The organism is Pseudoalteromonas sp. MB47, assembly GCF_011319765.1.
In the GTDB taxonomy this organism is placed as follows: domain Bacteria; phylum Pseudomonadota; class Gammaproteobacteria; order Enterobacterales; family Alteromonadaceae; genus Pseudoalteromonas; species Pseudoalteromonas simplex.
This window is the reverse complement of the sequence record NZ_VFBD01000009.1, coordinates 107468-131524: the sequence shown is the minus strand read 5'-3', so window position 1 is coordinate 131524 and position 24057 is coordinate 107468. Positions and strand designations below refer to the sequence as shown.

Annotated in this window: 18 protein-coding genes and 4 tRNA genes; 17 read left to right on the top strand and 5 right to left on the bottom strand. The window is 42.3% G+C overall.

The features are described 5' to 3' along the window. Positions 1 to 5: 5 nt before the first annotated feature. The 5 genes from IMPJCBKJ_RS06370 (at position 6) to IMPJCBKJ_RS06350 (ending at position 1746) form a co-directional block, all read left to right on the top strand. A tRNA-Lys gene (locus IMPJCBKJ_RS06370) sits at positions 6 to 81 on the top strand. A gap of 51 nt (positions 82 to 132) precedes the next feature. Continuing rightward, positions 133 to 208: transfer RNA gene (locus IMPJCBKJ_RS06365), tRNA-Lys, on the top strand. A gap of 52 nt (positions 209 to 260) precedes the next feature. Further along, positions 261 to 336, top strand: a tRNA-Lys gene (locus IMPJCBKJ_RS06360). A gap of 129 nt (positions 337 to 465) precedes the next feature. Next, positions 466 to 1506: a quinolinate synthase NadA gene (gene nadA, locus IMPJCBKJ_RS06355; protein WP_166339399.1), complete on the top strand. Its 1041-nt coding sequence runs from the start codon at positions 466 to 468 to the stop codon at positions 1504 to 1506. Positions 1507 to 1658: 152 nt separating this feature from the next. Beyond that, positions 1659 to 1746 (top strand) — tRNA-Ser (locus IMPJCBKJ_RS06350). 10 nt (positions 1747 to 1756) lie between these two features. Here the strand turns inward: IMPJCBKJ_RS06350 and IMPJCBKJ_RS06345 are convergent. Then, positions 1757 to 2281 (bottom strand): carboxymuconolactone decarboxylase family protein, encoded by a 525-nt coding sequence (locus IMPJCBKJ_RS06345; RefSeq protein WP_166339397.1) that lies wholly within the window; start codon positions 2279 to 2281, stop codon positions 1757 to 1759. Positions 2282 to 2510: 229 nt separating this feature from the next. Between IMPJCBKJ_RS06345 and IMPJCBKJ_RS06340 the strand changes: the two genes are divergently transcribed. Continuing rightward, positions 2511 to 3395, top strand: a complete 885-nt coding sequence (locus IMPJCBKJ_RS06340) for an AraC family transcriptional regulator (protein ID WP_166339395.1) — start codon at positions 2511 to 2513, stop codon at positions 3393 to 3395. A 27-nt stretch (positions 3396 to 3422) separates the two neighbouring features. On the opposite strand, the gene IMPJCBKJ_RS06335 is transcribed toward IMPJCBKJ_RS06340, so the two are convergent. Together IMPJCBKJ_RS06335 and IMPJCBKJ_RS06330 are read right to left on the bottom strand one after the other, a co-directional pair. Beyond that, a complete protein-coding gene (locus tag IMPJCBKJ_RS06335; RefSeq protein ID WP_166339393.1) occupies positions 3423 to 3821 on the bottom strand; it encodes a DUF2750 domain-containing protein in 399 nt (132 codons plus the stop codon). Positions 3822 to 3906: 85 nt separating this feature from the next. Next, the gene (locus tag IMPJCBKJ_RS06330; protein WP_166339391.1) at positions 3907 to 4488 is read right to left on the bottom strand and encodes a TetR/AcrR family transcriptional regulator; all 582 of its coding nucleotides are present in this window, start codon (positions 4486 to 4488) and stop codon (positions 3907 to 3909) included. A 284-nt stretch (positions 4489 to 4772) separates the two neighbouring features. On the opposite strand from IMPJCBKJ_RS06330, the gene IMPJCBKJ_RS06325 reads away from it, so the two are divergent. From IMPJCBKJ_RS06325 to IMPJCBKJ_RS06290, 8 genes are all read left to right on the top strand, one after another. After that, complete coding sequence (locus IMPJCBKJ_RS06325; RefSeq protein WP_166339389.1) at positions 4773 to 5816, top strand: alkene reductase; 1044 nt, start codon at positions 4773 to 4775, stop codon at positions 5814 to 5816. A gap of 212 nt (positions 5817 to 6028) precedes the next feature. After that, positions 6029 to 8386 (top strand): TonB-dependent receptor, encoded by a 2358-nt coding sequence (locus IMPJCBKJ_RS06320; RefSeq protein ID WP_166339387.1) that lies wholly within the window; start codon positions 6029 to 6031, stop codon positions 8384 to 8386. 57 nt (positions 8387 to 8443) lie between these two features. After that, the gene (locus IMPJCBKJ_RS06315) at positions 8444 to 9571 is read left to right on the top strand and encodes an alkaline phosphatase family protein (protein ID WP_166339385.1); all 1128 of its coding nucleotides are present in this window, start codon (positions 8444 to 8446) and stop codon (positions 9569 to 9571) included. A gap of 41 nt (positions 9572 to 9612) precedes the next feature. Continuing rightward, positions 9613 to 10629, top strand: coding sequence for an alkaline phosphatase D family protein (locus IMPJCBKJ_RS06310; RefSeq protein ID WP_240921009.1), 1017 nt, complete (start codon positions 9613 to 9615; stop codon positions 10627 to 10629). 153 nt (positions 10630 to 10782) lie between these two features. After that, entirely contained in the window at positions 10783 to 14127 is a 3345-nt protein-coding gene (gene recC, locus IMPJCBKJ_RS06305) for an exodeoxyribonuclease V subunit gamma (RefSeq protein WP_166339381.1), read from the top strand. After that, on the top strand, positions 14114 to 17689 hold the full coding sequence (gene recB / locus IMPJCBKJ_RS06300; RefSeq protein ID WP_166339379.1) for an exodeoxyribonuclease V subunit beta: 3576 nt from the start codon (positions 14114 to 14116) through the stop codon (positions 17687 to 17689). The genes recC and recB overlap by 14 nt, the downstream gene beginning before the upstream one ends. 44 nt (positions 17690 to 17733) lie before the next feature. Then, positions 17734 to 19743, top strand: a complete 2010-nt coding sequence (gene recD, locus IMPJCBKJ_RS06295) for an exodeoxyribonuclease V subunit alpha (protein ID WP_240921008.1) — start codon at positions 17734 to 17736, stop codon at positions 19741 to 19743. Further along, a complete protein-coding gene (locus tag IMPJCBKJ_RS06290; protein ID WP_166339375.1) occupies positions 19730 to 20185 on the top strand; it encodes a GNAT family N-acetyltransferase in 456 nt (151 codons plus the stop codon). Before recD ends, IMPJCBKJ_RS06290 begins: the two co-directional genes overlap by 14 nt. Here IMPJCBKJ_RS06290 and IMPJCBKJ_RS06285 read toward each other — a convergent pair. Continuing rightward, positions 20182 to 20811, bottom strand: a complete 630-nt coding sequence (locus IMPJCBKJ_RS06285) for a trimeric intracellular cation channel family protein (protein WP_166339373.1) — start codon at positions 20809 to 20811, stop codon at positions 20182 to 20184. The two genes, IMPJCBKJ_RS06290 and IMPJCBKJ_RS06285, sit on opposite strands and share 4 nt — an antisense overlap. Before the next feature lie 116 nt (positions 20812 to 20927). Next, on the bottom strand, positions 20928 to 22217 hold the full coding sequence (locus IMPJCBKJ_RS06280) for an amidohydrolase (RefSeq protein ID WP_166339371.1): 1290 nt from the start codon (positions 22215 to 22217) through the stop codon (positions 20928 to 20930). Between the two features lie 109 nt (positions 22218 to 22326). Between IMPJCBKJ_RS06280 and IMPJCBKJ_RS06275 the strand changes: the two genes are divergently transcribed. The 3 genes from IMPJCBKJ_RS06275 (at position 22327) to IMPJCBKJ_RS06265 (ending at position 24056) form a co-directional block, all read left to right on the top strand. Next, positions 22327 to 22989 (top strand): Crp/Fnr family transcriptional regulator, encoded by a 663-nt coding sequence (locus IMPJCBKJ_RS06275; protein ID WP_166339369.1) that lies wholly within the window; start codon positions 22327 to 22329, stop codon positions 22987 to 22989. Between the two features lie 54 nt (positions 22990 to 23043). Continuing rightward, positions 23044 to 23448 carry a V-type ATPase 116kDa subunit family protein gene (locus tag IMPJCBKJ_RS06270; RefSeq protein ID WP_166339367.1) on the top strand — a complete coding sequence of 135 codons (405 nt, stop codon included), beginning with the start codon at positions 23044 to 23046 and terminating at the stop codon, positions 23446 to 23448. 104 nt (positions 23449 to 23552) lie between these two features. Beyond that, positions 23553 to 24056 carry an Mpo1-like protein gene (locus IMPJCBKJ_RS06265; protein ID WP_166339365.1) on the top strand — a complete coding sequence of 168 codons (504 nt, stop codon included), beginning with the start codon at positions 23553 to 23555 and terminating at the stop codon, positions 24054 to 24056. The last annotated feature ends 1 nt before the right edge of the window (position 24057 follow it).

Sequence of the window (24057 nt, the reverse complement as noted above, 5' to 3'; positions counted from 1 at the left end):
AGAGCGGGTCATTAGCTCAGTTGGTAGAGCAGTGGACTTTTAATCCATTGGTCGATGGTTCAAGTCCATCATGACCCACCATTCTTCGAATGGTCTCATATCGGCGGATTTACGCATCAAAATTTCCAGAGCGGGTCATTAGCTCAGTTGGTAGAGCAGTGGACTTTTAATCCATTGGTCGATGGTTCGAGTCCATCATGACCCACCATTCTTTTGAATGGTTCTATATCGGCGGATTTACGCATCTAAATATCCAGAGCGGGTCATTAGCTCAGTTGGTAGAGCAGTGGACTTTTAATCCATTGGTCGATGGTTCAAGTCCATCATGACCCACCATTCCTGATTTATCTTTTCTTTCTAAGTTATCCTTTATTTATCTTAACAGCTCACAGCAATACTGTTCATTAGCTTAAGATTCTCGTATAATTCGCGCCATGAATGCACTGTGGACTAAGTGGTCGAGAAATGAGTCTAGCTGAACAAATTATGCCTGAAGATTATATCTTCCCTCCAAAGCCGGCTCCGTTATCAAAAGACGAGCAAGCTGAGTATAAGGCACGTATCAAACAATTATTAAAAGACAAGAACGCGGTTCTTGTTGCCCATTATTACACTGATCCTGAAATTCAAGCACTAGCTGAAGAAACAGGCGGTTGTGTTGCTGACTCGCTAGAAATGGCGCGTTTTGGCGCTAAGCACGACGCAGATGTAATTGTGGTAGCCGGTGTTCGCTTTATGGGCGAAACAGCAAAAATCCTAACGCCAAATAAAACAGTTGTTATGCCAACGCTTGCTGCAACGTGTTCATTAGACGTAGGTTGCCCAATCGAAGAATTCTCAGAGTTTTGTGATCAGCATCCTGATCGCAAGGTAGTGGTGTATGCAAATACATCAACAGCTGTTAAAGCGCGTGCAGATTGGATTGTTACTTCGTCATGTGCGCTTGAGATCGTTGAGCACCTTGATGAGCAAGGCGAAAAAATCATTTGGGGTCCAGATAAACACTTAGGTTCTTACATTCAAAAGAACACAGGTGCAGACATGATCATGTGGAATGGCGCCTGTATCGTTCATGACGAGTTTAAAACCAAAGCACTTAAGGATATGAAAGCCTTACACCCAGATGCGGCTGTATTGGTTCACCCAGAGTCTCCTGCGGAGATAGTAGCCTTAGCTGATGCGGTTGGCTCAACAAGCCAACTAATCAAAGCAGCGCAAACTATGGACAACAAAAAGTTCATCGTCGCGACTGACCGAGGTATTTTCTACAAAATGCAGCAGTTATGCCCAGAGAAAGAATTCTTTGAAGCCCCAACAGCGGGTGAAGGCGCAACATGTAAAAGCTGTGCGCATTGCCCGTGGATGGCGATGAATGGCTTAAAAGCAATTGAAGAAGCACTGACAGATCCAGAAGGTAAAGAAGTGTTTGTTGATATGGACTTACGCGAAGGCGCATTAAAGTCGCTTAATCGTATGTTAGAGTTCTCAGCAACGCTTCAGCGTTAAGAACGAGATATCTATATACAAAAGGCAAGGTGCACACCTTGCCTTTTTTGTTTGATTACTAATCACTTAACTGCACTATTTTAAAAAGCCCTTGCGTCTGTAGGGTTGTTTTCATACTATAACGCCGCTGCTAAACTCTAAGCAGCGCCTTAGGTGACGTGTCCGAGTGGCTGAAGGAGCACGCCTGGAAAGTGTGTATACGGCAACGTATCGAGAGTTCGAATCTCTCCGTCACCGCCATTTCTTAAATTTACCCCACCATAGCAAAGTGCTTTTCAAGGTTACATTTAGCGCGCATTGCTATGTGGCTACTGACCTTTCTGGCAAGTTCTATCACTAATAATTCAAGTTGTTCACGGCTATAACCAAGCAGTACACAGCGTTTAAGTTGCTCGCTAACTAAGCTGCTGGCATCGTCTAATGCAAACAAAGCGCCTAAAGAGGCAAGCTCAAAAACTCTGTTGTTTTGCTGTTCTATGCTAAAAGGTAGTTGGCCAAATGTGAGTGCGGTTTTTAGCTGCTGCTCTGTGCGTTTGATAAGCAACGCATTTGAACCTTGAATATCATCAAGTGACTTTAAAATCTCTAGCGCCAGCAATGCTTTTGGCACCCCAGAATATACACTGATATGCGGTAAAATATCACACAACTCTTGCATTGAAACGCCATCATTCAATGCGTGCTGACATGCTCGTTTTAACAAAGGCTTGTCATGAACGGTGACCAAAGCAGCGATCGCGACAAACACAAATAAATCCGTGTTGTTATGGTTCATAATTTCTCTTTTGATTTTAGATATTGAATGTATTGAGGTTTTGTAGCAGTTGCTGATTACATAGAGCATGCAATCGAAAAATTGAAAATACATTATGGTCGATGATGGCCGTTTCTGCTTGCCATAAATGATTTAATTTTTGCCTAAAATAACGAACTGTTACCTAAAATGGTCCTAACCTCAAATTACGGTGATACACTTAATTGAGTATTTCTTAGAGGTAATCTAAATGCGTCAGGCATTGATAGAAGCGGTTAAAGCGATAGCGATTTCAGACGGTAATTTTGAAACAGCAATTCCTGAGTTATTGGTTTTCAGACGAAGCGAAGTCTCATTGCCGATGGCCTGCGTGTATGAATTAGGACTGGGCATTAGCTTGCAAGGTGCAAAGCGAGTTGTGCTGGGTGAACATAGTTATGATTACACTGACGGGCAATCATTGGTGACCTCAGTCGATGTGCCTGTTGCCTCGCATATTACTCGTGCCAGTAAAGAGCAGCCATTTTATGGCCTTTACTTGCGTTTAGATGCTCATCAAATTAGCCACATTGTTGCTGAAATGGAGTTCGCAGGGCAAGACAAGTTCCCTAAGCACCAAGCTATGTCGGTGGTTGATACTGATAACGGCTTACTTGATGCTTTACTAAGGCTTATTCAACTCGACAACGAGCCACAATTAAAAGTTAACCTTGCGCCACTCATTAAAAAAGAAATCATATTGCGGTTGTTAAATAGTCCGCATAGCCCTTATTTAAGGCAAATTGTGATGTCTGGCTCAGCCCATCAAAAAATCGCTAAGACCTTGTGTTGGTTAAAAGAAAACTTTAGCAGTCAATTTTCAATTGATGATTTAGCCCGTGATGCACACATGAGCCCGTCGACATTCAGACTGCATTTTCGTGATGTAGTAAAGATGAGCCCGTTGCAATACGTAAAAAACTTACGGCTACAAGCGGCAAGACAATTAATGCTGAATGAGCGAATAGATGTAGGCTCTGCAGCTTTAAAAGTGGGCTACGAGAGTCCATCCCAGTTTAGCCGCGAGTACACACGCTTTTTTGGCAAGCCACCGATTAAAGATATTTCAGCACTGCGGTTACAACAAATCGCATAAAAAAGGGAGCGCTTGGCTCCCTTACATTTAAAATCGTCTTTTTGGCATTCTCAGTTGTGAGTCAAACTCATCGGGGAATAAAATTGTGCCGTCGTCTTGGTCTGTTGGAAATACAGCAATAAGTAAGTCATCTTGCTCAAGACCAGGTGTCCAGCGACTTAACCAATCTTTTACAGGGATGGCTTTTGGTGTGCAACCTTGCCATTCACCGGTTGCCCAGCTTTGGGCAAATTCGCGGCTAGGCCATACAGGCACGCAGTCGTCATCTTCGTTTGAGAGCATGACGCAGCCATGTTCATCATTGAGGATCCACACTTGTTTAAACTCTTGTACCGTTTCAAACATATAAGCGAGTCGTTTCTTTGCGCCTAAGGCGAGTACAGTATCAAATTCAGTTTCAACACGTTTAGCAGTTGCATTATTCATGACAGGCTCACTCTTTTAGTTATACACAGCTACACTTTAATCATAAGGTGATAAATTAATATGACAAGTAAAGTTATTAGCTAAATTAATTTACTAATGCAGCAAATAGATCGTCAGCAAGTTGTTGCAGAGATTTAGGGTCTTGATTTGTCAGCGCATAGGTACGAATACCGTATATGCCCATGACTAAAAAGCGTGCAAGTTGTTGCGCTGACTTGCTACTTACAAATTCGTTGTTATCTAGGGCTTTTTGAAGTTGCTCGGCGAGGGCATGCTCGTATGCATTAAGGTTGCTACGCAGCACAGTGCAAATTTGTGGGTCATTGCCTTCAACCTCAGAAATACTCTTTGTAAGTAAGCATACTTTAGCTACTTCACCTTCAATACACTCATCAACAATCACAGTTAAGTAATGTTTAAGAGTCGATAAAATTGATTGTTGGTCATTAAAAAGGGCAGTAAATTGTTGGTTTCTGTCTTTTTGATATTGCTCGGTGGCGGCTAAAAACAAGCCTTTTTTGTTGCCATAAGCCGCGTAAATAGAACCCGGGTGAAGGTGAGTCACTTCTTTTAATTTTTGCATACTGGTCTTCGCATAGCCATATTTCATAAAAGCATGCATGGCTTGGCGTAGTACAAATTCAGCATCAAATTCAGCAGTTCTCATTAAAGCTCCTCACGGTATTTAATACCAATCCGCAATAATACTTAGTCATTTTGAGGGATTAAACCTGTCGCTACCCGCGTTAAAAACTTCTGATTTAGAACAACTAAATAACGAAATTTTTGCCTTGTTATCAACGAGGTTTTCTTGCCTCAAAATAGACCACTTAATTAAGCGAATTGGTATAAACGAAGTTTACGTAATCTTGAACGATTATTCAAAATAAACCTTGAAGTATGTTTGTTTCGCCCTTATCTTGAATGTGTGTTCAAGATAAGGATAAAACCATGACAACCGATTTACTTTCTCCGTTTAAACTAAATGACAGCATTGAGTTGCAAAACCGTGTACTAATGGCACCCCTTACACGCTGTATGAGCGACGATAATCTCGTACCTACCCAAGCAATGGTTGACTATTATGCGCGCCGTGCTGATGCGGGCTTAATTATTAGCGAAGCAACGATTATTCGCCCAGATGCTCAAGGTTATCCAAATACGCCGGGTTTATTTACTAGTGAACAAATACAAGGTTGGAAGAAAGTGACCGATGCTGTGCACGCTAAAGGCGGCAAAATGTTTGCTCAGCTTTGGCATGTTGGTCGTGTTGCTCATCCTCACTTTTTTGGTGGTGATGTACTGGCACCATCAGCAATTGGTATTGAAGGTTCGGTACCGAGAATGCGTGAGTTAACTTACGTTACTCCAAAAGCGGCAACCATTGAAGACATTCAAGGTTTAATTGCTGACTACGCAAAAGCCGCCGAAAACGCTATTGAAGCGGGTTTTGACGGGGTTGAAATTCATGGTGCAAATGGTTACTTGATTGATCAATTCTTACACTTTGCTGCCAACCAACGTGAAGATCAATACGGTCAAACACCAGAAAACATGTCGCGTTTTGCTCTTGAAGTCGTTGATGCAGTAGTTGCAGCAATTGGTGCAGATAAAACTGCATTACGTTTATCGCCAGGGGCGTATTTTAATATGACTGAAAGCGACGGTGATAAAGCAGTATTCGATTATCTGTTACCAGCCCTTGAAACGCGTAATCTTGCCTACTTACATGTTGGTATTTTTGATGACAGCATGCGCTTTGCAAGCTTAGGTGATAAGTCAGCATCTGAATATATGCGCGGTGCGTACAAAGGTACCTTAGTCGGGGTAGGTAGCTATAGCTTTGAGACAGCTATTCAAGCTATCGATAATAACCAATTTGACTTAATTGCGATTGGTCGCCCATTCATTGCGAACCCAGATTACATCAGTAAAGTTAAAAATGGTGAAGCATTAACACCATACAGCGATGAAATGCTGGCTGAACTGATTTAAGCAAACCTAATAATATTGTCCAACCAACAAGCGCTCAGTTAATTTAACTGGGCGTTTTTTCTAATACTTTCTTATATATTAAACAGTTAAGTCTTAAATCTGCCATGAAAATGCATTAATTGTTTAATTGTTGTGTCAAATATTTTGACCCTAAATGTAATACGCGCTCTGCATACTGTGCCCGCTTTTAAATACGTAACCTTGGAAAAACAATGAGCACAGTAGCAAAAAAAACAAAGCTAAGCCTTGTAGTCGCAACGCTTTTAGCAACATCGGCACATGCAAACACGAATAACGAAATTGAAGAAATTACCGTTGTTGCAAAGCCAACCAGTTATGCAAATAACGTTATTGAACCTGCGATGCTTGAGCAACAAAGTTCAGTATCAAGTGTGTTAGCCGTGATTGATAACCTACCGGGTATTAGCATCAACGAAGGTGATGCATTCGGTGGTGACGATTGGTCAACCACCATCACTATGCGTGGCTTTAGTATTGATGGTAATCAACAGCAATTAGGTATGACGATTGATGGTATTCCTAATGGTGGTTCTAACTATGGTGGCGGTGCAAAAGCAAACCGTTACTTAGACAGCGAAAACTTAGCAACGGTTGAAGTAGGGCAAGGTACGTCTGATATTGCTTCAGCATCACTCGAAGCATTAGGCGGTACTTTTAATTTTGTGAGTGCACAACCGAGTACAGAACAAAGTACCACATTTGCTTACACGACGGGCGATCACAATGCTAGCCGCTACTTTGTGAAGCACGAAACCGGCACTGTGTTTGATAACACGCAAGCCTATATCAGCTATTCGCAAACAGACACCAGTCGTTGGATTGGTGATGGCAGCAATGGTGGTAAAGACAGCCAGCACATCGAAGCGAAGTTTGTATCCGACTTTAGCGACTTAACCGTAACGGGTCGTGTTTCGTATGATGATGTTCACGAAATTAACTATAACAGCATCAGTATTAGTGAATTTGAACAAAACCCTGATTGGGATCGTTTAACTTGGAATTGGACAGGCGTGCCGCATTTTGATCAAATGTTTGCTGAGGGCTGGGGTACACTGCGTGAAAATACCCTTGCGTATGTAAAGTTTGATTACGCGTTAAGTGCCACTTCAAACTTAAGCTTGTCGCCTTACTATCATAAAAACTCAGGTCGTGGCGATTGGATCCCGCCTTATTTAACGTCACCGGTTGATGGCGATGGAAACCCAACAACGATTGGCGGCGAAAATGCTGGCAATTATGGCTTTACAGATAGTGAGGGTAACCCACTGGCACCTGCTGCAGGTTGTACGGCAAGTTTAGAATGGCCATGGTCTTCAGGCCCTGGCTTAAACCCAGCCTGTTACCCAGATGATGCTATTCCAGTTATGTCGTATCGTCATACTCACTACAAAAAAGACCGCTTAGGTATGACCGGTGAATACCAAGTAACCCTTGGCAACCATGACATTGAAGCCGGTTTTTGGTTTGAACAAACAGACCGTGATGAGTCACGTGACTGGCATAAAGTTATTGATGCCCGTATTTATCATCACTTTGACCATACGCCGTATTGGACACAATATAAAAACACCTTCGAAACAGATACATTCAAGTGGTACGTACAAGACTCAATCAGTTTAGGCGACTTCACACTTAATTTAGGTGCTAAACAGTACCTTGTTGAGCTGCAGCGTTATAACCATTTTGAAGATGAGTACTCAGATAAAATCGACAGTGATTCAGACGTACTATTCAGCGGTGGTGTGCTGTATCAGCTATCTGCAAGCACAGAGCTATTCACCAGCTACAGCGAAAACTTTGCGGCAATTAAAGATGGTGTACTTGAACGTGATTCATCAACACTGACCGAAATTGAACCTGAAACAGCTGAAAACATCGACCTTGGTGTTCGCTACAGTGATGACCGCTTAAGCTTAACGGCAACAGCTTACAGCATTGAATTTGATAACCGTATTACCTTTATTGCTCCGGGCAGTGATACAGATGGAATTGATTACACCATTGGCACGAACGGTTCTTACATCAACGTTGGTGGAATTGAGTCAACGGGTGTGGAGCTTTCTGCAAGCTATATGCTGACTGACAAATGGAACCTTTACACATCGTATACGTACAATAACTCTGAGTATCAATCGAACGATCCAAGTGCTTACAACAGCGAGGGTGAGTTACTTGAAGAAGCATCAGCCAGCTTTAAAGCGGGTGATGAAGTGATTGACTCAGCACAAGATTTATTTGTGGTATCGGCAGATTACTACAGTGGTGATTTCCGCTTTGGTTTATCAGCTAAATACACAGGTGAGCGTTTAGGTGCATGGACTGATGAACAAACTCGTTCACGTAACAAAGTTGATGGTTATACCTTGGTTGATTTAAACATAGGTTATAACACGAGTCTTGATTCTGGTGTGTTTAAATCACTCGACCTTGCATTTGTGGTGAATAACCTGTTTGATAAATCTTATCTAGCGGGTGGTACTGGTAATGGTTCAACCTACTTTATTGGTGCACCACGTACAGCTGCTCTAACACTTACAGCGCAGTTTTAAGCAATAAGCTAACGTTTTAAATAGCCCATCGTTGATGGGCTTTTTTGCAGGTGAAATATGAAAAAATTAATTTTAGCCACGGCGGTGGTGGCAGCATCACTTTTAAGCATAAGCTGTAAAGCTGCCGACAATGTTGTGCTTGTTACTCTTGATGGGCTTCGCTGGCAAGAAGTGTTCTCTGGTGCAGATAAAAACCTAATCGATAACACTGATTTTGTTGCAAATACAGATGAACTAAAGGCGCTTTTTTGGCGAGATGACCAAGCACAGCGTACTCGTGCATTAATGCCATTTTTTAGCGAAACACTGGCAAAGCAAGGCGTTTTGATTGGCGATAGAACGCAAGGTTCATTGATGTCGGTAAGCAACCCGTGGTATTTCTCATACCCAGGTTACAGTGAAGTTTTAACTGGCATAGTAGATGAAAATATCGATAGTAACGATAAAGTGCCTAACCCCAATAAAACCATTTTAGAGAGTTTAAATTCTCAGCCAGAATTTAAAGGTAAAACCGCGCTTTTTGGTAGCTGGGATGTGTTTCCCTATATTGTAAATCGTGAGCGCAGTGGGGTTTATGTTAATGCTGGCTTTGAAACTTTTGATGCAGTGAAGTCAAAGGAAGTGACTCTGCTAAACCAAATGCAAAGTGAGATCCCAAGCCCTTGGCACAATGTTCGCCTCGACAGCTTTACCTACCGATTTGCCAAACACTATTTATTAAATAAACAGCCGCGTTTGCTAGTTATTAGCTTGGGTGAAACCGATGACTTTGCTCATAACGGTAAATACGATGCCTATTTAAAATCGGCTAAACAAAGTGATGCGTTTATTCGTGACCTTTGGCAAATAATTCAACAAACACCGGGCTATAAAGACAATACCACATTGATCATCACCACCGATCATGGCCGCGGCAGTCATGCTGATGATTGGCAACACCATAGTTCGAAGCGTGCTTTAGCACGTTCAGAGCAAGGAAAGCAGCGTTTTCCAAACGGCATTGTTGGCTCTGAACATATTTGGTTAGCAGCGATTGGCCCAGATATAAAAGCAACAGGCTTAATTAAGCCCAAAAATGAGCTCAAACAAGCGCAAGTAGCGGCAACTGTGCTGAATATTTTAGGCGTCAACAGTCAGCAAGTTAACCCGAAAATGGCAGCGCCAATTAAGGAGATTTTAAAATGAGTTTAACTCTTCGTTTGTTTAAAAGCGCCTTATCTGGATTAATGATGGTTAGTAGTGTGAGTGCGATTGCCGCGCCAAGTAAAATTTTGTTTGGCTCATGTGGTCATCAAGACAAAGCTATTCCGATTTTTGATGCCATCAACAAAGAGCAAGCCGATTTATTTATGTTCCTTGGCGATAACATTTATGGTGATACTGAAGATATGACGGTACTTGCTGATAAATACCAACGTTTAGGGCAAAAGCCGGGCTTTAAAACATTACGTGCAAATACACCTATAATAGCCATGTGGGATGACCATGATTATGGCGAAAATGACGCTGGCAGCGAATACCCAAAAAAACAGCAATCACGAAAAATCATGCTCGACTTTTGGCAAGAGCCAGCGGATTCTGATCGCAGAACTCGTGAAGATGGTATTTACACTTCGTACACGTACGGTAAAGGTGAGCAAACAGTAAAAGTCATCATGCCTGATCTGCGTTTTAATCGTGCGCCGTTAAATCATGTATCAGCGATGACCTATCAACTTGAGCGTAAACCTGCAAAACAAGGGCCTTATAGTCCAACAACCGATAAAAACGCCTCTATGCTTGGCGAAAGCCAATGGCAATGGCTCGAACAAGAGCTTAAGTCAGATGAAAAGATAAAAATCATTGCCTCAAGCTTGCAGCTATTAGCTGATTTTACAGGTTGGGAGTCATGGGCAAATTATCCAGCTGATCGTGAGCGTTTATTTGCGCTTATTAAAAAGCATAAAGTAAATGGTGTAATTATTGTCAGTGGCGATACCCACTGGGGTGAGCTGTCTAAGTATCAACAAAACCTAGATTACCCGTTATATGAGATGACTAGTTCTGGGCTTACAGAAAAGTGGAAAGATGTTAGCCCTAATAAACACCGTGTGGGTGATTACACTCATGAGGTTAACTACGGCGACTTAACAATCGATTGGCAAAAAGCAGACCCTACCATTCGTATTGCGCTTAAAGGCATCAAGGGTGATGAGATAATGCACACTGAGTTCGCGTTATCGATGATAAGCCCATACCAGTAAACATTGCCTGCTGCGCATATCCTAAACACATGCCCGCAGCACATGCCTGCAAACATGGAATAAGCCTTGTTTGCGGGTATTTCTCTCTATCCCATCTAATTAAAATATCTTACACTGTGTCAATTAGTTAGTTTCAAGCAAGGACAGTGTAAAGTGCTGAATATAATTCAATCAAATCGCATGGAAGCACTGCAAGCGCGGTTTCACGCTCTTCTTAAAGTTAATCCGCTAACGAGCCCTTTTAAAAAAGAAATTGTGCTCGTGCAGTCACCGGGTATGTCGCAGTGGCTAAAAATAGGTTTAAGTGAACACTTAGGGATTGCCGCTCAGGTTGATTTTCCGCTGCCTTCGAGTTTTATTTGGCAGCTTTACCAACAATTATTGCCTGATGTACCCAGTGAATCACCGTATAACAAAGCTAACCTTGCTTGGAAGCTGTTTGCGATTTTACCAAACTGCATTGATGAGCCGCTGTACTTACCACTTAAAACCTATTTGGATGGTGACAGTGAAGGGCAAAAAACCTTTGCCTTGTGCGAGAAAATTGCCGACGTTTATGACCAATATTTAATGTATCGCCCCAATTGGATTGCCACTTGGGAGCAGGGCATCGATGAACTAGATGATGTTGATGTGGGCATTGCACCATGGCAGCCAGATCTTTGGCGCAAGCTGGTGGCACACAGTAAAGAGCTTGGGCAAAGCCAATATCACCGCGCCAACATGCAAGACAAACTCCTTGCAGCCCTTGAAAAAATGGACGCAAGCCTATTACCTGAGCGTATTAGTTTATTTGGTATTTCTGCAATTGCGAGTAGCCAGCTTGAAGTATTTCAGGCCATTGCGAAAAAAACGCAGGTATTTTTGTTCTTCTTCAACCCCAGTGAGCATTACTGGGGCGACACGCTCGATGAAAAAACAGCAGCCAAGATTGCTGCTAAATATGCTAAACGCCCGCAGTTGCAAGCGCTTGAAGACAGCGCTAAAAACCCTGATCACGAGTACTTTTTTATTGGTAACCCGTTACTCTCGTCGTGGGGTAAATTAGGCCGAGACTATTTTGAACAGTTACTGCAACTAGATGCGCAGTGGATTGACGGATTCGATAACGAGTTTGATCAAAGCTTGTTATCGCAAATACAGTCAGAAATTTACCAATTAGCTTTTAAGGGTGAGTCATTAACGCCTGATAAAGAATGGTTTATTAATGACGAAGGCAAGTTGCCAATTCAGGCAGACGATACCAGCATTGTGCTGAGCGATTGTCACACGCCACTTCGTGAAGTAGAACGACTACATGATTACTTACTCAATTTATTCAATGAAAATAAAGCGCTAACACCAAAAGATATTATTGTAATGATGCCAGATGTTGGCACATACAGCCCGTATATTGAGGCGGTGTTTGGTGGTGCCGAAGGGCGACGTTTTATTCCTTATGCGTTAGCCGATTTAGCGATAGAGCAAGAAAAACCAGTACTTAGCTCGTTTGCTAGTTTAGCCGATTTACCTTACTCACGCTTTGGTGTGTCTGACATTCTTGATTTACTGCAAGTCACACAAATTGCCGAGAAGTTTAACCTCGAATCCCATGAATATGAGCAAATTGGTTTTTGGCTTGAGCGTGTTGGCGTTAAATGGGGCTTAGATGCAGCCCACAAAGACAGTTTTGGCTTACCCGCAATAGATTTAAATACTTGGCAACATGGTCTAAACCGCTTGTTATTAGGTGTTGCACAACGTGATGAGCAATTGCCGTTTTCGGGGATTTACAGCGCCGATGAAGTTGAAGGTATGGCACTGAATACCTTAAATAAACTTATTGAATTTATTGATGTACTGGCCCGTTATAAAACTAAGTTGCAAGCTGATGCACCGCTTAACGAAAAGGCAGAAATTCTAAAAGAGTTATTAAGCGATATATACAGTGATGAAGGCGAACAAAGCTGGGATTTATTAGTGCTGCAAAAAGTGCTCGATACACTAATTAAGCATTATGATAATGGCGATTACCAACAAGCTGTTTCGCAGCGTATTGTTAGTTACTTGGTTAAACAAGGTATTCAAGAAAAAGGCGTAGGGCAGCGATTTTTAGTGGGGCAAGTTAACTTTTGTACGCTGATGCCAATGCGTGCAGTGCCATTTAAAGTAGTGTGCATGCTAGGTTTAAATGATGCAGATTACCCGCGTACCGTTCAGCCAATTGGTTTTGACTTAGTTCCTTACTCAAAACGCCAAAAAGGCGACCGCTCTCGCAAACTTGATGACCGTTACCTGTTTTTAGAAGCGATTTTAAGTGCCCGTGAGAATCTATACATCAGTTATATTGGTCGTTCTTGTTTTGATAACCAACCAAGAATGCCCTCAACTTTAGTGAGCGAGCTTTTGGAATACATAGCCCGTAGCTTTGAGTTTGCTGATCAAGACACTCACTTAAAGCTACCAGAGGCGCTGATTAATTATCAGCACTTACAGCCATTTAACCCAGCTTATTATCTGACCACTAACAAAGAAGGTAATAAAAGCCAAACTGATGACGAGCAAAAAGCAAACAAACCGTTAGCCACACAATTACACAGCTATAACCCTGTGTGGATGCCAACTCAAGCTGTTAACCCTGAGCCACAGCAAGCGCTTAGTGTTCAGCCAGAAAGCAGTGTTGAGTTAACTCAGTTTATTCGCAGTATTTGCCAGCCGCACGAGAGCTTTTATCAGCAAAGTTTGGGTTTACGCTTACCGCAATTTAACGATATCGCTAAAGATGAAGAGCCATTTAGTTTAGATGCATTACGTCGCTACTTTTACCTTGACGAAATTCTCGAAGCGAGCATTCAAGAACTACCGCTTAATAAAGCGCAAATTATGCAGCGCGGTGAATTACCCCAAGCCCATGTTGGCGACCTTGTGTTTGAAAGTATGCAGCACCGAGTTGATGCGCTTGCAGGGCAAGTGAAAGCGCATATTCAAGGTGATGAAACATTACCCGTTGAAGTAAATATTAAAATAGCCAATACCACACTAGAGGGTTGGTTAAATCATATTTATGGTCAAAAACAGGTGTTTTATCGCACCGCCAGTATTAAAGCTAAAGATGTAATTCGTGGCTTTGTGCATCATTTAGCGGCGCAAATAATGGGGCAACCTGTTGAAACCCTTATTCTTGGTTTAGACAAGCAAATTAGTTTTTCACCCTTGTCAGAAGACGATGCCCGCAAGTATTTAAACGATTGGTTTTCGCTTTATGAAACGCTTTTAACTCGTCCTGTGGCGTTTTTTCCGGTCAGTGGTTACGAGTACATAAAATCAGATAAAGACATGGTTAAAGCAAACAATAAATTCGCGCCGCAATATATAGGCATAGGTGAAGGTGAAAACCCGTATATTCGTTTAACCATAAAGAACCTTAAAGACTGTGAAGAAGAGTTTATAAAATGGAGCGAGCTGCTGTTATCGCCACTAGTTGAATTAGCACAGGAGGCCGATCATGCAAACGCTTAATCCAATGAGTATGGCGCTGTGTGGACAAAGCCTTATTGAAGCCAGTGCCGGTACAGGTAAAACCTACACCATCACAGGTTTGTATTTACGGTATTTGTTGGGCTTACAAAAAGCGATCGGTGAAGATGAAGCATTAAATACGCCGCTGAGTGTTGAGCAAATACTGGTGGTGACCTTTACAGAAGCCGCCACCCAAGAAATTAAAGACCGTGTAAGGGCGCGTATAATCAATGCCAGAGATGCTCTGCTTGGTAAAAAGCCTGATGATGAGCTGATTGAGCAAATAATTAACGAGGTAACTGACAAACACGCCGCATTTGATTTGCTAGACGCTGCGGCAAAGTCGATGGATGAAGCCGCTATATTCACCATTCATGGTTTTTGTCAGCGAATGCTGAAACAACATGCTTTTGAATCAGGGGTGGCGTTTAACTTAGAGTTTATTTTAGATGAGCGTGAGCTTATTCAAGAAACCCTTAATGACTTTTGGCGTGCCTTTGTTTACCCACAATCAAAAGAGCGCACGCAAGCAATTACCGATATTTTCCCAGTGCCTGCGTCACTGTATTCACAGGTGGTGAGTTTACTCAATAAACAAGGGGCAACAATTACCCCTGAGTATGACCTTGATGAAATATGGCAAGCGCGCGACAACTTTGTGGCAAAAGTACCAGCATTTAAAAAGGCGTGCCGTGAGAGTGAATTTATTAATGCCGTAAAAGCGTCTGATTTAAGTGGCTCAAAAACTCCAGGTCGAAAAAACAGCCTTGCTGCGCTTGAAGAGTATATAAACAATGATGAGCTATTTTTTGTATTTGGTACCAGTAAATACTCGTTCGAAGTGTGGAGCACAGAGAATTTAAGCGACCCTGCGAATTATAAGAAAAACGGCAGCTTACTTAGTCATGCAATGCAGGCTCAGTTTGATGAAATGGCCACTCTCAGTAGCCTAATCAATAACGGTTTGAATATTGCGATAGTGCAATACGCTGCTAAATGGGTGGCAAATGCATTAGTTAAACGCAAGCAAGAGCAAGGCGTTATTACTCCAGATGATTTACTGAGTAACTTGCATCAAGCGCTTTTAAGTGAGCAAGGCCAAGCGTTAAGTGAAAAAATTGCCGCCTTGTTTCCGGTTGCCATGATTGACGAATTCCAAGATACCGACCCAGTTCAATATGGTATTTTTAGCCGCATTTATGGCAATAAAAACACCACGCTTGCCATGATAGGTGATCCAAAACAGGCTATTTATGGTTTCCGTGGTGCAGATATTTTTACTTATATTGGCGCAAAACAAGCTGTTTCAGATGATAAGCAATACACCCTAGATACCAACTACCGCTCAAGTGAAGGGGTTGTTGATAGCGTAAACCGTTTATTTGCTAAAAATGAAAATAGCTTTATTTACAACGACGCAATCCCATTTCAAAAGGTTAATGCGAAGGGAAAACAGCAAGACAAAGCGTTTTTAATAAACGGTGAAATGCCAAGTGCGTTTGAATTTTCGGTTTTTGTTGATGAATACGCCGAAGCGAACAACAAGCCAACCAGCAAAGGGGTGGCTCAACAGGCATTGGCTTTGCAGTATACGAAAAAAATTACTGAGCTACTCAAGCAAGCCGATGCAGGCGCTGCAACTATTGCAGGAAAGCCTCTCACGGCCGCCGATATCTGTGTGTTAGTGCGTGACCGAAACGAAGCACAGTTAATGAAAGCTGCACTGGCAGAAGCCGCTATTGCCAGCGTGTATTTATCCCGTGATAGTGTTTTTAACCAAGAGCTTAGTCATCATTTACTGAACTTTTTAACGGCCTTGCATGGACAGTATGATGAATCATTACTGCGTGGTGTGCTAGCCGGGCCATTGTTTTGCTTAAGTTACAACCACATTTATGAACTTCACGAAAATGAAAGTGCATGGCAAGAGCATTTAAACTTTTTTGCTCAGCTTGCTCACATTTGGCATAAACAAGGCGCTATGGCGATGCTCGAGCGTTTATTAAGCCATAATCAGCTTGCAGCGCGTTGGCAAGGTTTAGGTTACAACGTTGAACGCTGGCTCACCGATTTCCGTCATTTAGGGGAAATCTTGCAGCAAAAGCAAATTGAGCTTGAGGGAACCCATCGATTGCTGCGTTGGTTTGCGCAAAAAGTTAGTCAACAAGATGGTGAAGCGGTGCAAGTACGCCTAGAAAGCGATGCTAATTTGGTGAAAATTGTCACCATGCACGCTTCAAAAGGCTTAGAGTACCCGATTGTATTCATGCCGTTTGCCTGTGGCTATCGCGAAAGCAAAGAAGCCCTTTACCACAAAGACGGTAAGTTGATTTATGACCTTGCTAAAAGTGACGACGCAATGCAAAAAGCAGAGCAAGAGCGCTTGGCTGAAGATTTACGTTTACTTTATGTGGCACTGACTCGTGCCGTGCATTTTTGTTCTGTGGGTATGTATAACATTGCGCAAGGTCGCAGTGCTCGCCCTGGAATTCAAAGTACCAGCATTGGCCACGTATTATTTGCAGGGTTAGAGATTAAATCGGGCGATGAATGGCGCGCGTTGTTACAACAATTTTGTGAAGGCTCTGCGCACATGCACTATGAAGCGTTTAGCCAAGCGGATGAACTAGAAAAGTTAACATTTGCTGGTGCTGACAGTGAGCAAGCCTACCAAGTTAATACTGTTAAAGCAGACATTCAGCGTGATTGGCGCTCAACCAGCTTTAGTAGCTTAACGCTGAAAAAGCATACTGATCATATTGAACTTGGCCGCAGTGATGAAGACCACGAAAAAGATGAGTTTTTAGCCCAAAATGCCAATGCTCTAACACCTTACAGCTTCCCTAAAGGGGCAAAGCCGGGTAGTTGTTTGCATGAAATATTTGAGCAATTAGACTTTACCGACCCTTATGCGTTAACGCGCCCAGCCAGCGAGCAAGATGACCACGCCCTTGATAAAGTGATCAAAACGTTATTCGAAAAATACCATATTGACGATAGCTGGCAGGAAATGACCGAGCAGTGGATCCTTGCTGCACTGAATTGCCCACTAAACGATAAAGGGCTTAGTTTATCAGTACTTGAGCCCGATACCTGTTTGGTCGAAATGGAATTTAACTTACCGCTGTTATCACTCTCAAGTGATAAGCTTAACCAAGTGTTGGTAAAGCACTTTAATTTACCAGGGCAGCTTGATTTTAGTGAGGTGCAAGGCTTACTAAAAGGCTTTATAGATTTAATATTTTGCTGGCAGGGTAAGTATTATATTCTTGATTATAAATCGAACTTTTTAGGTAATAATGCGGCTGATTACCAACATGAGCAACTAGAGCAAGCCATGACCAGTCATCAGTATCATTTGCAGTATTTAATTTATACCGTGGCACTGCACCGTTTATTAAAACAACGTATTCAAGATTACGATAGCGATACGCATTTAGGGGGTGTTTACTACACCTTCTTACGTGGTATGAGCGAAGGACAAGGGGTGTATTTTAATCAGTTAACAAAACAGCAGATAACTGAGCTGGATAGCTTATTCGCACAAGGAGCCATGCTATGAGTCAACTGACATTCGGCTTTGATGACCATGAGCCAAACGAGCCAATGAATAAGCAGCCAGAACAACATGCCCAAAGCGATTTAGTGTTGCCTGCCACAGAACTTAAAACACAGCCGTTACTGAGTTATTTACTTGAGGCAAAACGTATTCGCTTAGTTGATGTTAAACTCGCAGAGCTATTGACTGGCACAGAAACACTGGTAGAGAATAACGAAGCAGCGCACAACGAAGTGTTTTACCTGATTTTATTACTTGCGGCCGCGCAGCAAAGTCAGCACAGCTGCTTAGAGCTCGTGAATATAAACTGGCAAAATCCGTTTGAAATTAGAGAGCAAAGCTTTGCTGATGCCAGCATTGCAGCCCCTGAGGTTTTAACCCCGTTTGCTATGGAATTTAGCCTTAATGAGGTTGTTAATAAACTAATGAATGCTGAGTGCGTAGGGGACGACAAGCCACTACTGTTGTTTGCGAATAAACTTTATTTTGCCCGCTTGGCAGAGTACGAAACCACACTGGCTTCGCGTTTACATCATTTAGCAACGAAAGAACTCACCCTTGATGAAGCCGAATTAACGGCATTACTTGAGGTGTATTTTCCTAGCAGTGACCATACAACCAACCTAAGCGATCCTATTAAAACATTAAACTGGCAAAAAGTAGCCTGTGCGATTGCTGCAACAAAAGGCTTTAGTGTGATCACTGGGGGCCCAGGTACAGGTAAAACTACCACAGTAACTAAGCTACTGGCCATTTTACAATCTTTGTATGCCAGTGCACCGCTAACAATAAAGCTGGTTGCACCGACAGGTAAAGCGGCAGCGCGTTTAACCGAGTCGATTTTAGGGGCAAAGCAAAAGCTTAATATGATCCCTGATAATATCGCGCCACTTATTCCTGACAGTGCGCAAACGATTCACCGTTTACTGGGCGTTATTCCTCATACCAATAAGTTTCGCCATAACAAGCGTAACCCACTGCATTTAGATGTACTGATCATTGATGAAGCATCGATGGTTGATTTGTCACTAATGGCAAAACTAATCGAGGCATTACCGAGCCATGCAAGGCTTATTTTACTGGGTGATAAAGACCAATTAGCCTCGGTTGATACGGGCAGTATTCTTAGCGACCTATGCCAAGGGTTAGAGCTTGGCAAAATGCCTGATTACAGCAGTGAAAGAGCAGCGCAGCTTAATCGCGTTTGTTTTAATAATCAGAGCGAAATACCCCCGGCGAGCAGTCATTTTGTACTTAACGATTGTATTGCGTTTTTACAGCAAAGTTATCGTTTTGATGGTAGCAGCGGCATTGGTCAATTAGCACAAGCTGTAAATACCAATAACAGTGGCTTACTGGGCTATGTTGAGCAAACGATTAATCAAGGTGGCTTTAAAGACCTTAAACTTAATTACAGCGTGATCAGTAAACCGATTGAGCAATTTGTGCAACAAGCGGCGTTGCAATATCACGATTATTTGCAGCTTATCCAGCAAGGGGCAAGTGTTGCCAGTGTGCATAAAGCCTTTGCGCATTATCAGTTGTTAGCTGCAGTCAGAGAGGGTGATTACGGTGTAAATAGCCTTAATCAGCGTATTGAAAAAGCACTGGCTCAACAAGGTTTAATCTCGCCATATCAAAGGCATTACGTGGGTATGCCAATTATGATCAGCCAAAACGACTACCAACTAAAACTGTTTAATGGCGACATAGGTATTTTAATGCACGATGAGCAAGGTCAGTTAAAAGCCATGTTTGTTGATGAACAAGAAAATATTCGTGCCTTTTCGCCCGCACGCTTACCTGCTCACGACAAAGTGTATGCCATGACAATTCATAAGTCGCAAGGCTCTGAATTTGCTTACACAGCGATGATTTTACCGCCAATAAAACAGGCTAATCAGGGCATTAACAGACAATTGGTTTACACGGGGATCACCCGCGCGAAAACCACATTTGAGCTGGTGGCCGATAAAAATGTATTGCTCATGGCAATGAATAAGTCTGTTACTCGTGCATCGGGTTTATACGATAGGTTAAAACATGAAGCTAGTTAAAGTAACGAGTGACCAACTCAACGAGTTAATGGGTTGGTTTAACTCAGAGGCTGAACTGCGTATTTGGTCTGGGCCATTTTTTAATTATCCATTTGATACGCAAAGCTTTAAGAATGATTTAAACCTAGATGCGCTGAATTCCTTCGCGTTGGTTAATGACGAAGGCTGCATGTTAGGGTTTGGTCAATACTATTTACGTGAAGGTCGTTGCCATTTAGGACGGCTAGTTATCGCGCCAAGTGAGCGAGGCAAAGGTCTTGCGAAAGTGTTGATAAATTTACTAGGAGAGCAGGGCAAACAGCAGTTGCAGTGTGATAGCTTGTCGTTGTTTGTATATACCCATAATACCCTTGCTAAAACAGCTTATGAAAAAATGGGGTTTATTCAAACCCAATACCCCGCTGACATGCCACTGGATGGCTGTATTTATATGACCTGCTAAGAACGTTTAAAGCTGCTTTTACGAAACAGGTTAGGTTGCCAGCCAAAGTGTAAGGCGCCTAATCTTAAACAGACCGTCACAGCAAATGCGCCAAGAATGCACCAAATATAACTCACCTCTAGGGTGAATAAAGCCGCGTAAGTTAACCCGCCAGATAAGCAAGCGGTTGAATAGAGTTCTTCACCCATTACTAAAGGCACTTCTCGGCAGATCACATCACGCATCAGGCCACCAAAAATACCTGTGGTCATACCCATGGTGATGGCAACAATCATATCTGCGCCGCCGATCAGCGCCTTTTCGATACCAATAATGTTGAAAATTGCCATCCCTACGGCATCCATTAATAGCATGGTGGTGTTACTTAAATCGGGTAAGTGACGAATAGATAAAATAGAGGCGAATATGGCTATGTAAGTTGCGTACAAATAATCGGGCTGAGCTATCCAAAATACTGGTTTGTTAAGCAATATGTCTCGAAGTGTGCCACCACCTAGAGCTGTGACTGTGGCAACAACCACCACACCAAAACCACCAACACTTTTTTCATGGCCCAGCAAGGTGCCAGAAATAGCAAAAAACGCTACACCGATAATGCTTAAAAAATGAAAGTATTCTGATGTCATGGGGCTTCCTTACCTGTTTATAGTAATCTAACCCTAGCAAAATGAACTTTATTGATGCTGAACAGCTAAGAAAATAGGGCGGGTAGTGATGTCACCCGCCGGTAAGAAAATAATTATTATTTTAGATAATCAACCACTAATTGCGTCATTGCATTTACGCCAAGCTGTAAAGCTTTTTCGTCTGCAAAAAAGTGTGGTGAATGGTTACTAGGTGCTGTAACTGCATCTTGACCTTTTGGTGTGACACCTAAGAAAAAGAACATGCCTGGTGTTTCTAAGGCGTAGTAACTAAAGTCTTCGGCACCTGTGATAAGTGGCGTTGTGATCAGGTTTTCTTTGCCAACCACACCAGCAAGAGTTGGTGTCATTTTCTTGGTTAATTCAACATCGTTTACTGTTACTGGGTAACCATGATCAATGTGAACATGGGCTTCTGCGCCACCTGATTCAGCTACCATCTCAGCGGTTTTAGCTAAACGTTTTTTAATGTCAGCACGCATTTCTTGGTCAAAGGTACGGATTGTGCCAACCATTTCAACTTGATCAGGGATGATGTTGTTACGCACACCGCCATTAATGGCACCAAATGAAACCACCGAAGGCGCTTTGGTCACATCAACTTGGCGAGAAGCGATGGTTTGTGTTGCCATAATAATTTGTGATGACGCCACAATTGGGTCAACACCATTCCAAGGGCGAGAACCGTGAGTTTGGCGACCTTTTACTGTGATAGTAAATTTGTCGGCGCTGGCCATTAGCGGCCCTTCACGAAAACCAATTTGTCCGGTATTAAGTGAGCTGGTTACGTGTAAACCAAATACGGCTTCTGGTTTTTCTTTAAATAAGCCTTCTTTAAGCATCAGCTCAGCACCACCTTCTTCGCCATCAGGAGCACCTTCTTCAGCAGGTTGGAAGACAAACAGAATATCACCCGCGAGCTCTTCTTTAATTTTTACTAAAGACTCAGCGGCTGCCATTAAAATAGCCACATGGTTATCATGACCACAGGCATGCATTACGCCAACGGTATTACCTTTGTACTCTGTTGTTTGAGTTGACGCGAAAGGTAAGTCTACTTGCTCTTTTACTGGGAGTGCATCCATATCAGCACGCAGCGCAATAAGCGGGCCTTTTTTGCCCCCTTTAAGTTTGGCAACCACACCGGTATGAGCCACACCTGTTTGAACCTCAAGGCCTAGAGAACGTAAATGCTTAGCCACGTATTTAGCTGTTTCAAACTCACGGTTACTAAGCTCTGGGTATTGGTGTAAATGACGGCGCCATTTAATGACTTTTTCGCTGACGCTTTTATTTGCAGATTTAAGTTCAGTATTAACATCACTCGCAAATGCAGGGGTAGAAATAGCACTGAGAAGTAGGCTGGTCGAAAGTAGTTTGTTTAACATCCCGTTTCCTTTTATTATTTAGATATCCAAACAATCTGTGAAACGCTGAATTCTGCATTTTGAGGTGGCTTGGATATATGCACACTACACCAATGTAAAGGATAAACACTTGAATGAACAAGACCTTTCGGTAATTAACCAAGACAAATGGTTTAAAAATCGCACACAATTATTTAGGGACAAGCTAGTAAAAAATGCTAAATTAATCACCTTAAATGCGGGTGATGCATTGTTTTTGCGTGGTGATGAAAATACCGGTCTGTATTGTGTTATTAATGGTGTGCTTAGAGTTTCTGGGGTCAATAGCCAAGGCAAAGAAGCCGTGCTCAGTTTTGTAACCGGTGCTATGTGGTTTGGTGAAGTGGCTTTGTTTGATGGTGGTAAACGCACCCACGATGTGTATGCTCAAACTGCGGTACGACTTTTACACGTACCTGAGCGGGCATTAACTCAGTTATTACAAGAGCATCCTGCTTATTGGCATGATTTTGGTCTGCTGCTTACCAATAAAGTGCGAAACCTGTTTGACTCATTAGAAGATCACGCACTCCTTACAGCAAAGCAAAAGGTGAGTAAGCGGTTGTGCATGCTTTTTCAATCGTCACACCAAAGCTGTTTGCCGCTTACCCAGCAACAACTTGCCGATATGACCTATTTAACACGGCAAACCATTAACCAAATATTACAATCCCTGCAAGCTGATTCAATTATTAACCTTAAATATCAAACGATTGAAATTATTGATATCGATAAATTGCAATCTCAATGCTAGCTTGGAACTAAAATTGCTACAAAGTCGTAATCAAGCTTAAATGGAAGACAACTTGTGGCAATTACATTTCATAATCAATATAACCCTTATCACGCTTCGGCTGCTGCTAAGCTGTCGCAAACGGCTCGCACTGAGGGTGTGAAAGCCATGCATACGCCAGCATCTTCAGCACAACAACTTTTACAAAGGCAGCCTGAGCCCAGCTCTTTTTTAGCACAAGCTCAAGAAGCTTTGGTTTATCAGCGGCTCGGGGTTGATAAAGAGAAAATTGATGAAATAAAAGCGCAAATAGAGAAGCTTGCTGAACAAATGCAACAACAAGGTGCCGATACTAAAGCACTGCAAGAAAAAATGAATGAGCTGCAAGCGATGCTCGATGAAGAGTATCAAAAAGGTCGCGAACGCATGGATATGCGACCAGAAGCTGAAAAAGGCAAAGTTATTGATGCGCTGGTTTAATGTGTGATTTTAAGCTAGCAACTTTAAATGTCGGCTAGTTGACATTCTTGTTGGTGAATTTTCTGCTAATCTGAATTTTGAACACAGTTTTGGCAGGAAAAACAATGAAAACATTAAAACAACAACTGACAAATTACGCCCTATATCACCGTTCTAAACGCAATATTGTCACTCACTTTATTGGCATTCCATTAATTGTGTTTGCAATTATTTGTTTATTACAACGCGTCACGCTTATCTCAGAGCCTGCCGTTATCTCCTTGGCAACCGTGGTGATTGCACTCACCTGTCTTTATTACTTAATGCTTAGCTTATCTATGGGGTTAATTATGGCTGTATGCTTAAGTTTGTTAAGCATTGCTGCTGAGCCTGTGGTGTCGCTTTCAACAGAGTTATGGCTAGCTGTGAGCATTGGCAGTTTCATTGTTGGTTGGGTGTTTCAGTTTATTGGTCACTATTTTGAAGGTAAAAAGCCTGCCTTTGTTGATGATTTAATTGGTTTGGTCATAGGCCCGTTATTTGTATTAGCAGAGTTCTTGATTATGCTTGGTTTTTATAAAGATATTGCTGATCATATCGAACAAAATGCAGGGCCTAACAAAGCATAAC

What these genes read in the sequence shown, in the direction of transcription:
- nadA (WP_166339399.1), top strand. Translation starts at nt 466, where the DNA reads ATGAGTCTAGCTGAACAAATTATGCCTGAAGATTATATCTTCCCTCCA.
- IMPJCBKJ_RS06345 (WP_166339397.1), bottom strand. Translation starts at nt 2,281, where the DNA reads ATGAACCATAACAACACGGATTTATTTGTGTTTGTCGCGATCGCTGCT.
- IMPJCBKJ_RS06340 (WP_166339395.1), top strand. Translation starts at nt 2,511, where the DNA reads ATGCGTCAGGCATTGATAGAAGCGGTTAAAGCGATAGCGATTTCAGAC.
- IMPJCBKJ_RS06335 (WP_166339393.1), bottom strand. Translation starts at nt 3,821, where the DNA reads ATGAATAATGCAACTGCTAAACGTGTTGAAACTGAATTTGATACTGTA.
- IMPJCBKJ_RS06330 (WP_166339391.1), bottom strand. Translation starts at nt 4,488, where the DNA reads ATGAGAACTGCTGAATTTGATGCTGAATTTGTACTACGCCAAGCCATG.
- IMPJCBKJ_RS06325 (WP_166339389.1), top strand. Translation starts at nt 4,773, where the DNA reads ATGACAACCGATTTACTTTCTCCGTTTAAACTAAATGACAGCATTGAG.
- IMPJCBKJ_RS06320 (WP_166339387.1), top strand. Translation starts at nt 6,029, where the DNA reads ATGAGCACAGTAGCAAAAAAAACAAAGCTAAGCCTTGTAGTCGCAACG.
- IMPJCBKJ_RS06315 (WP_166339385.1), top strand. Translation starts at nt 8,444, where the DNA reads ATGAAAAAATTAATTTTAGCCACGGCGGTGGTGGCAGCATCACTTTTA.
- IMPJCBKJ_RS06310 (WP_240921009.1), top strand. Translation starts at nt 9,613, where the DNA reads ATGATGGTTAGTAGTGTGAGTGCGATTGCCGCGCCAAGTAAAATTTTG.
- recB (WP_166339379.1), top strand. Translation starts at nt 14,114, where the DNA reads ATGCAAACGCTTAATCCAATGAGTATGGCGCTGTGTGGACAAAGCCTT.
- recD (WP_240921008.1), top strand. Translation starts at nt 17,734, where the DNA reads ATGAATAAGCAGCCAGAACAACATGCCCAAAGCGATTTAGTGTTGCCT.
- IMPJCBKJ_RS06290 (WP_166339375.1), top strand. Translation starts at nt 19,730, where the DNA reads ATGAAGCTAGTTAAAGTAACGAGTGACCAACTCAACGAGTTAATGGGT.
- IMPJCBKJ_RS06285 (WP_166339373.1), bottom strand. Translation starts at nt 20,811, where the DNA reads ATGACATCAGAATACTTTCATTTTTTAAGCATTATCGGTGTAGCGTTT.
- IMPJCBKJ_RS06280 (WP_166339371.1), bottom strand. Translation starts at nt 22,217, where the DNA reads ATGTTAAACAAACTACTTTCGACCAGCCTACTTCTCAGTGCTATTTCT.
- IMPJCBKJ_RS06265 (WP_166339365.1), top strand. Translation starts at nt 23,553, where the DNA reads ATGAAAACATTAAAACAACAACTGACAAATTACGCCCTATATCACCGT.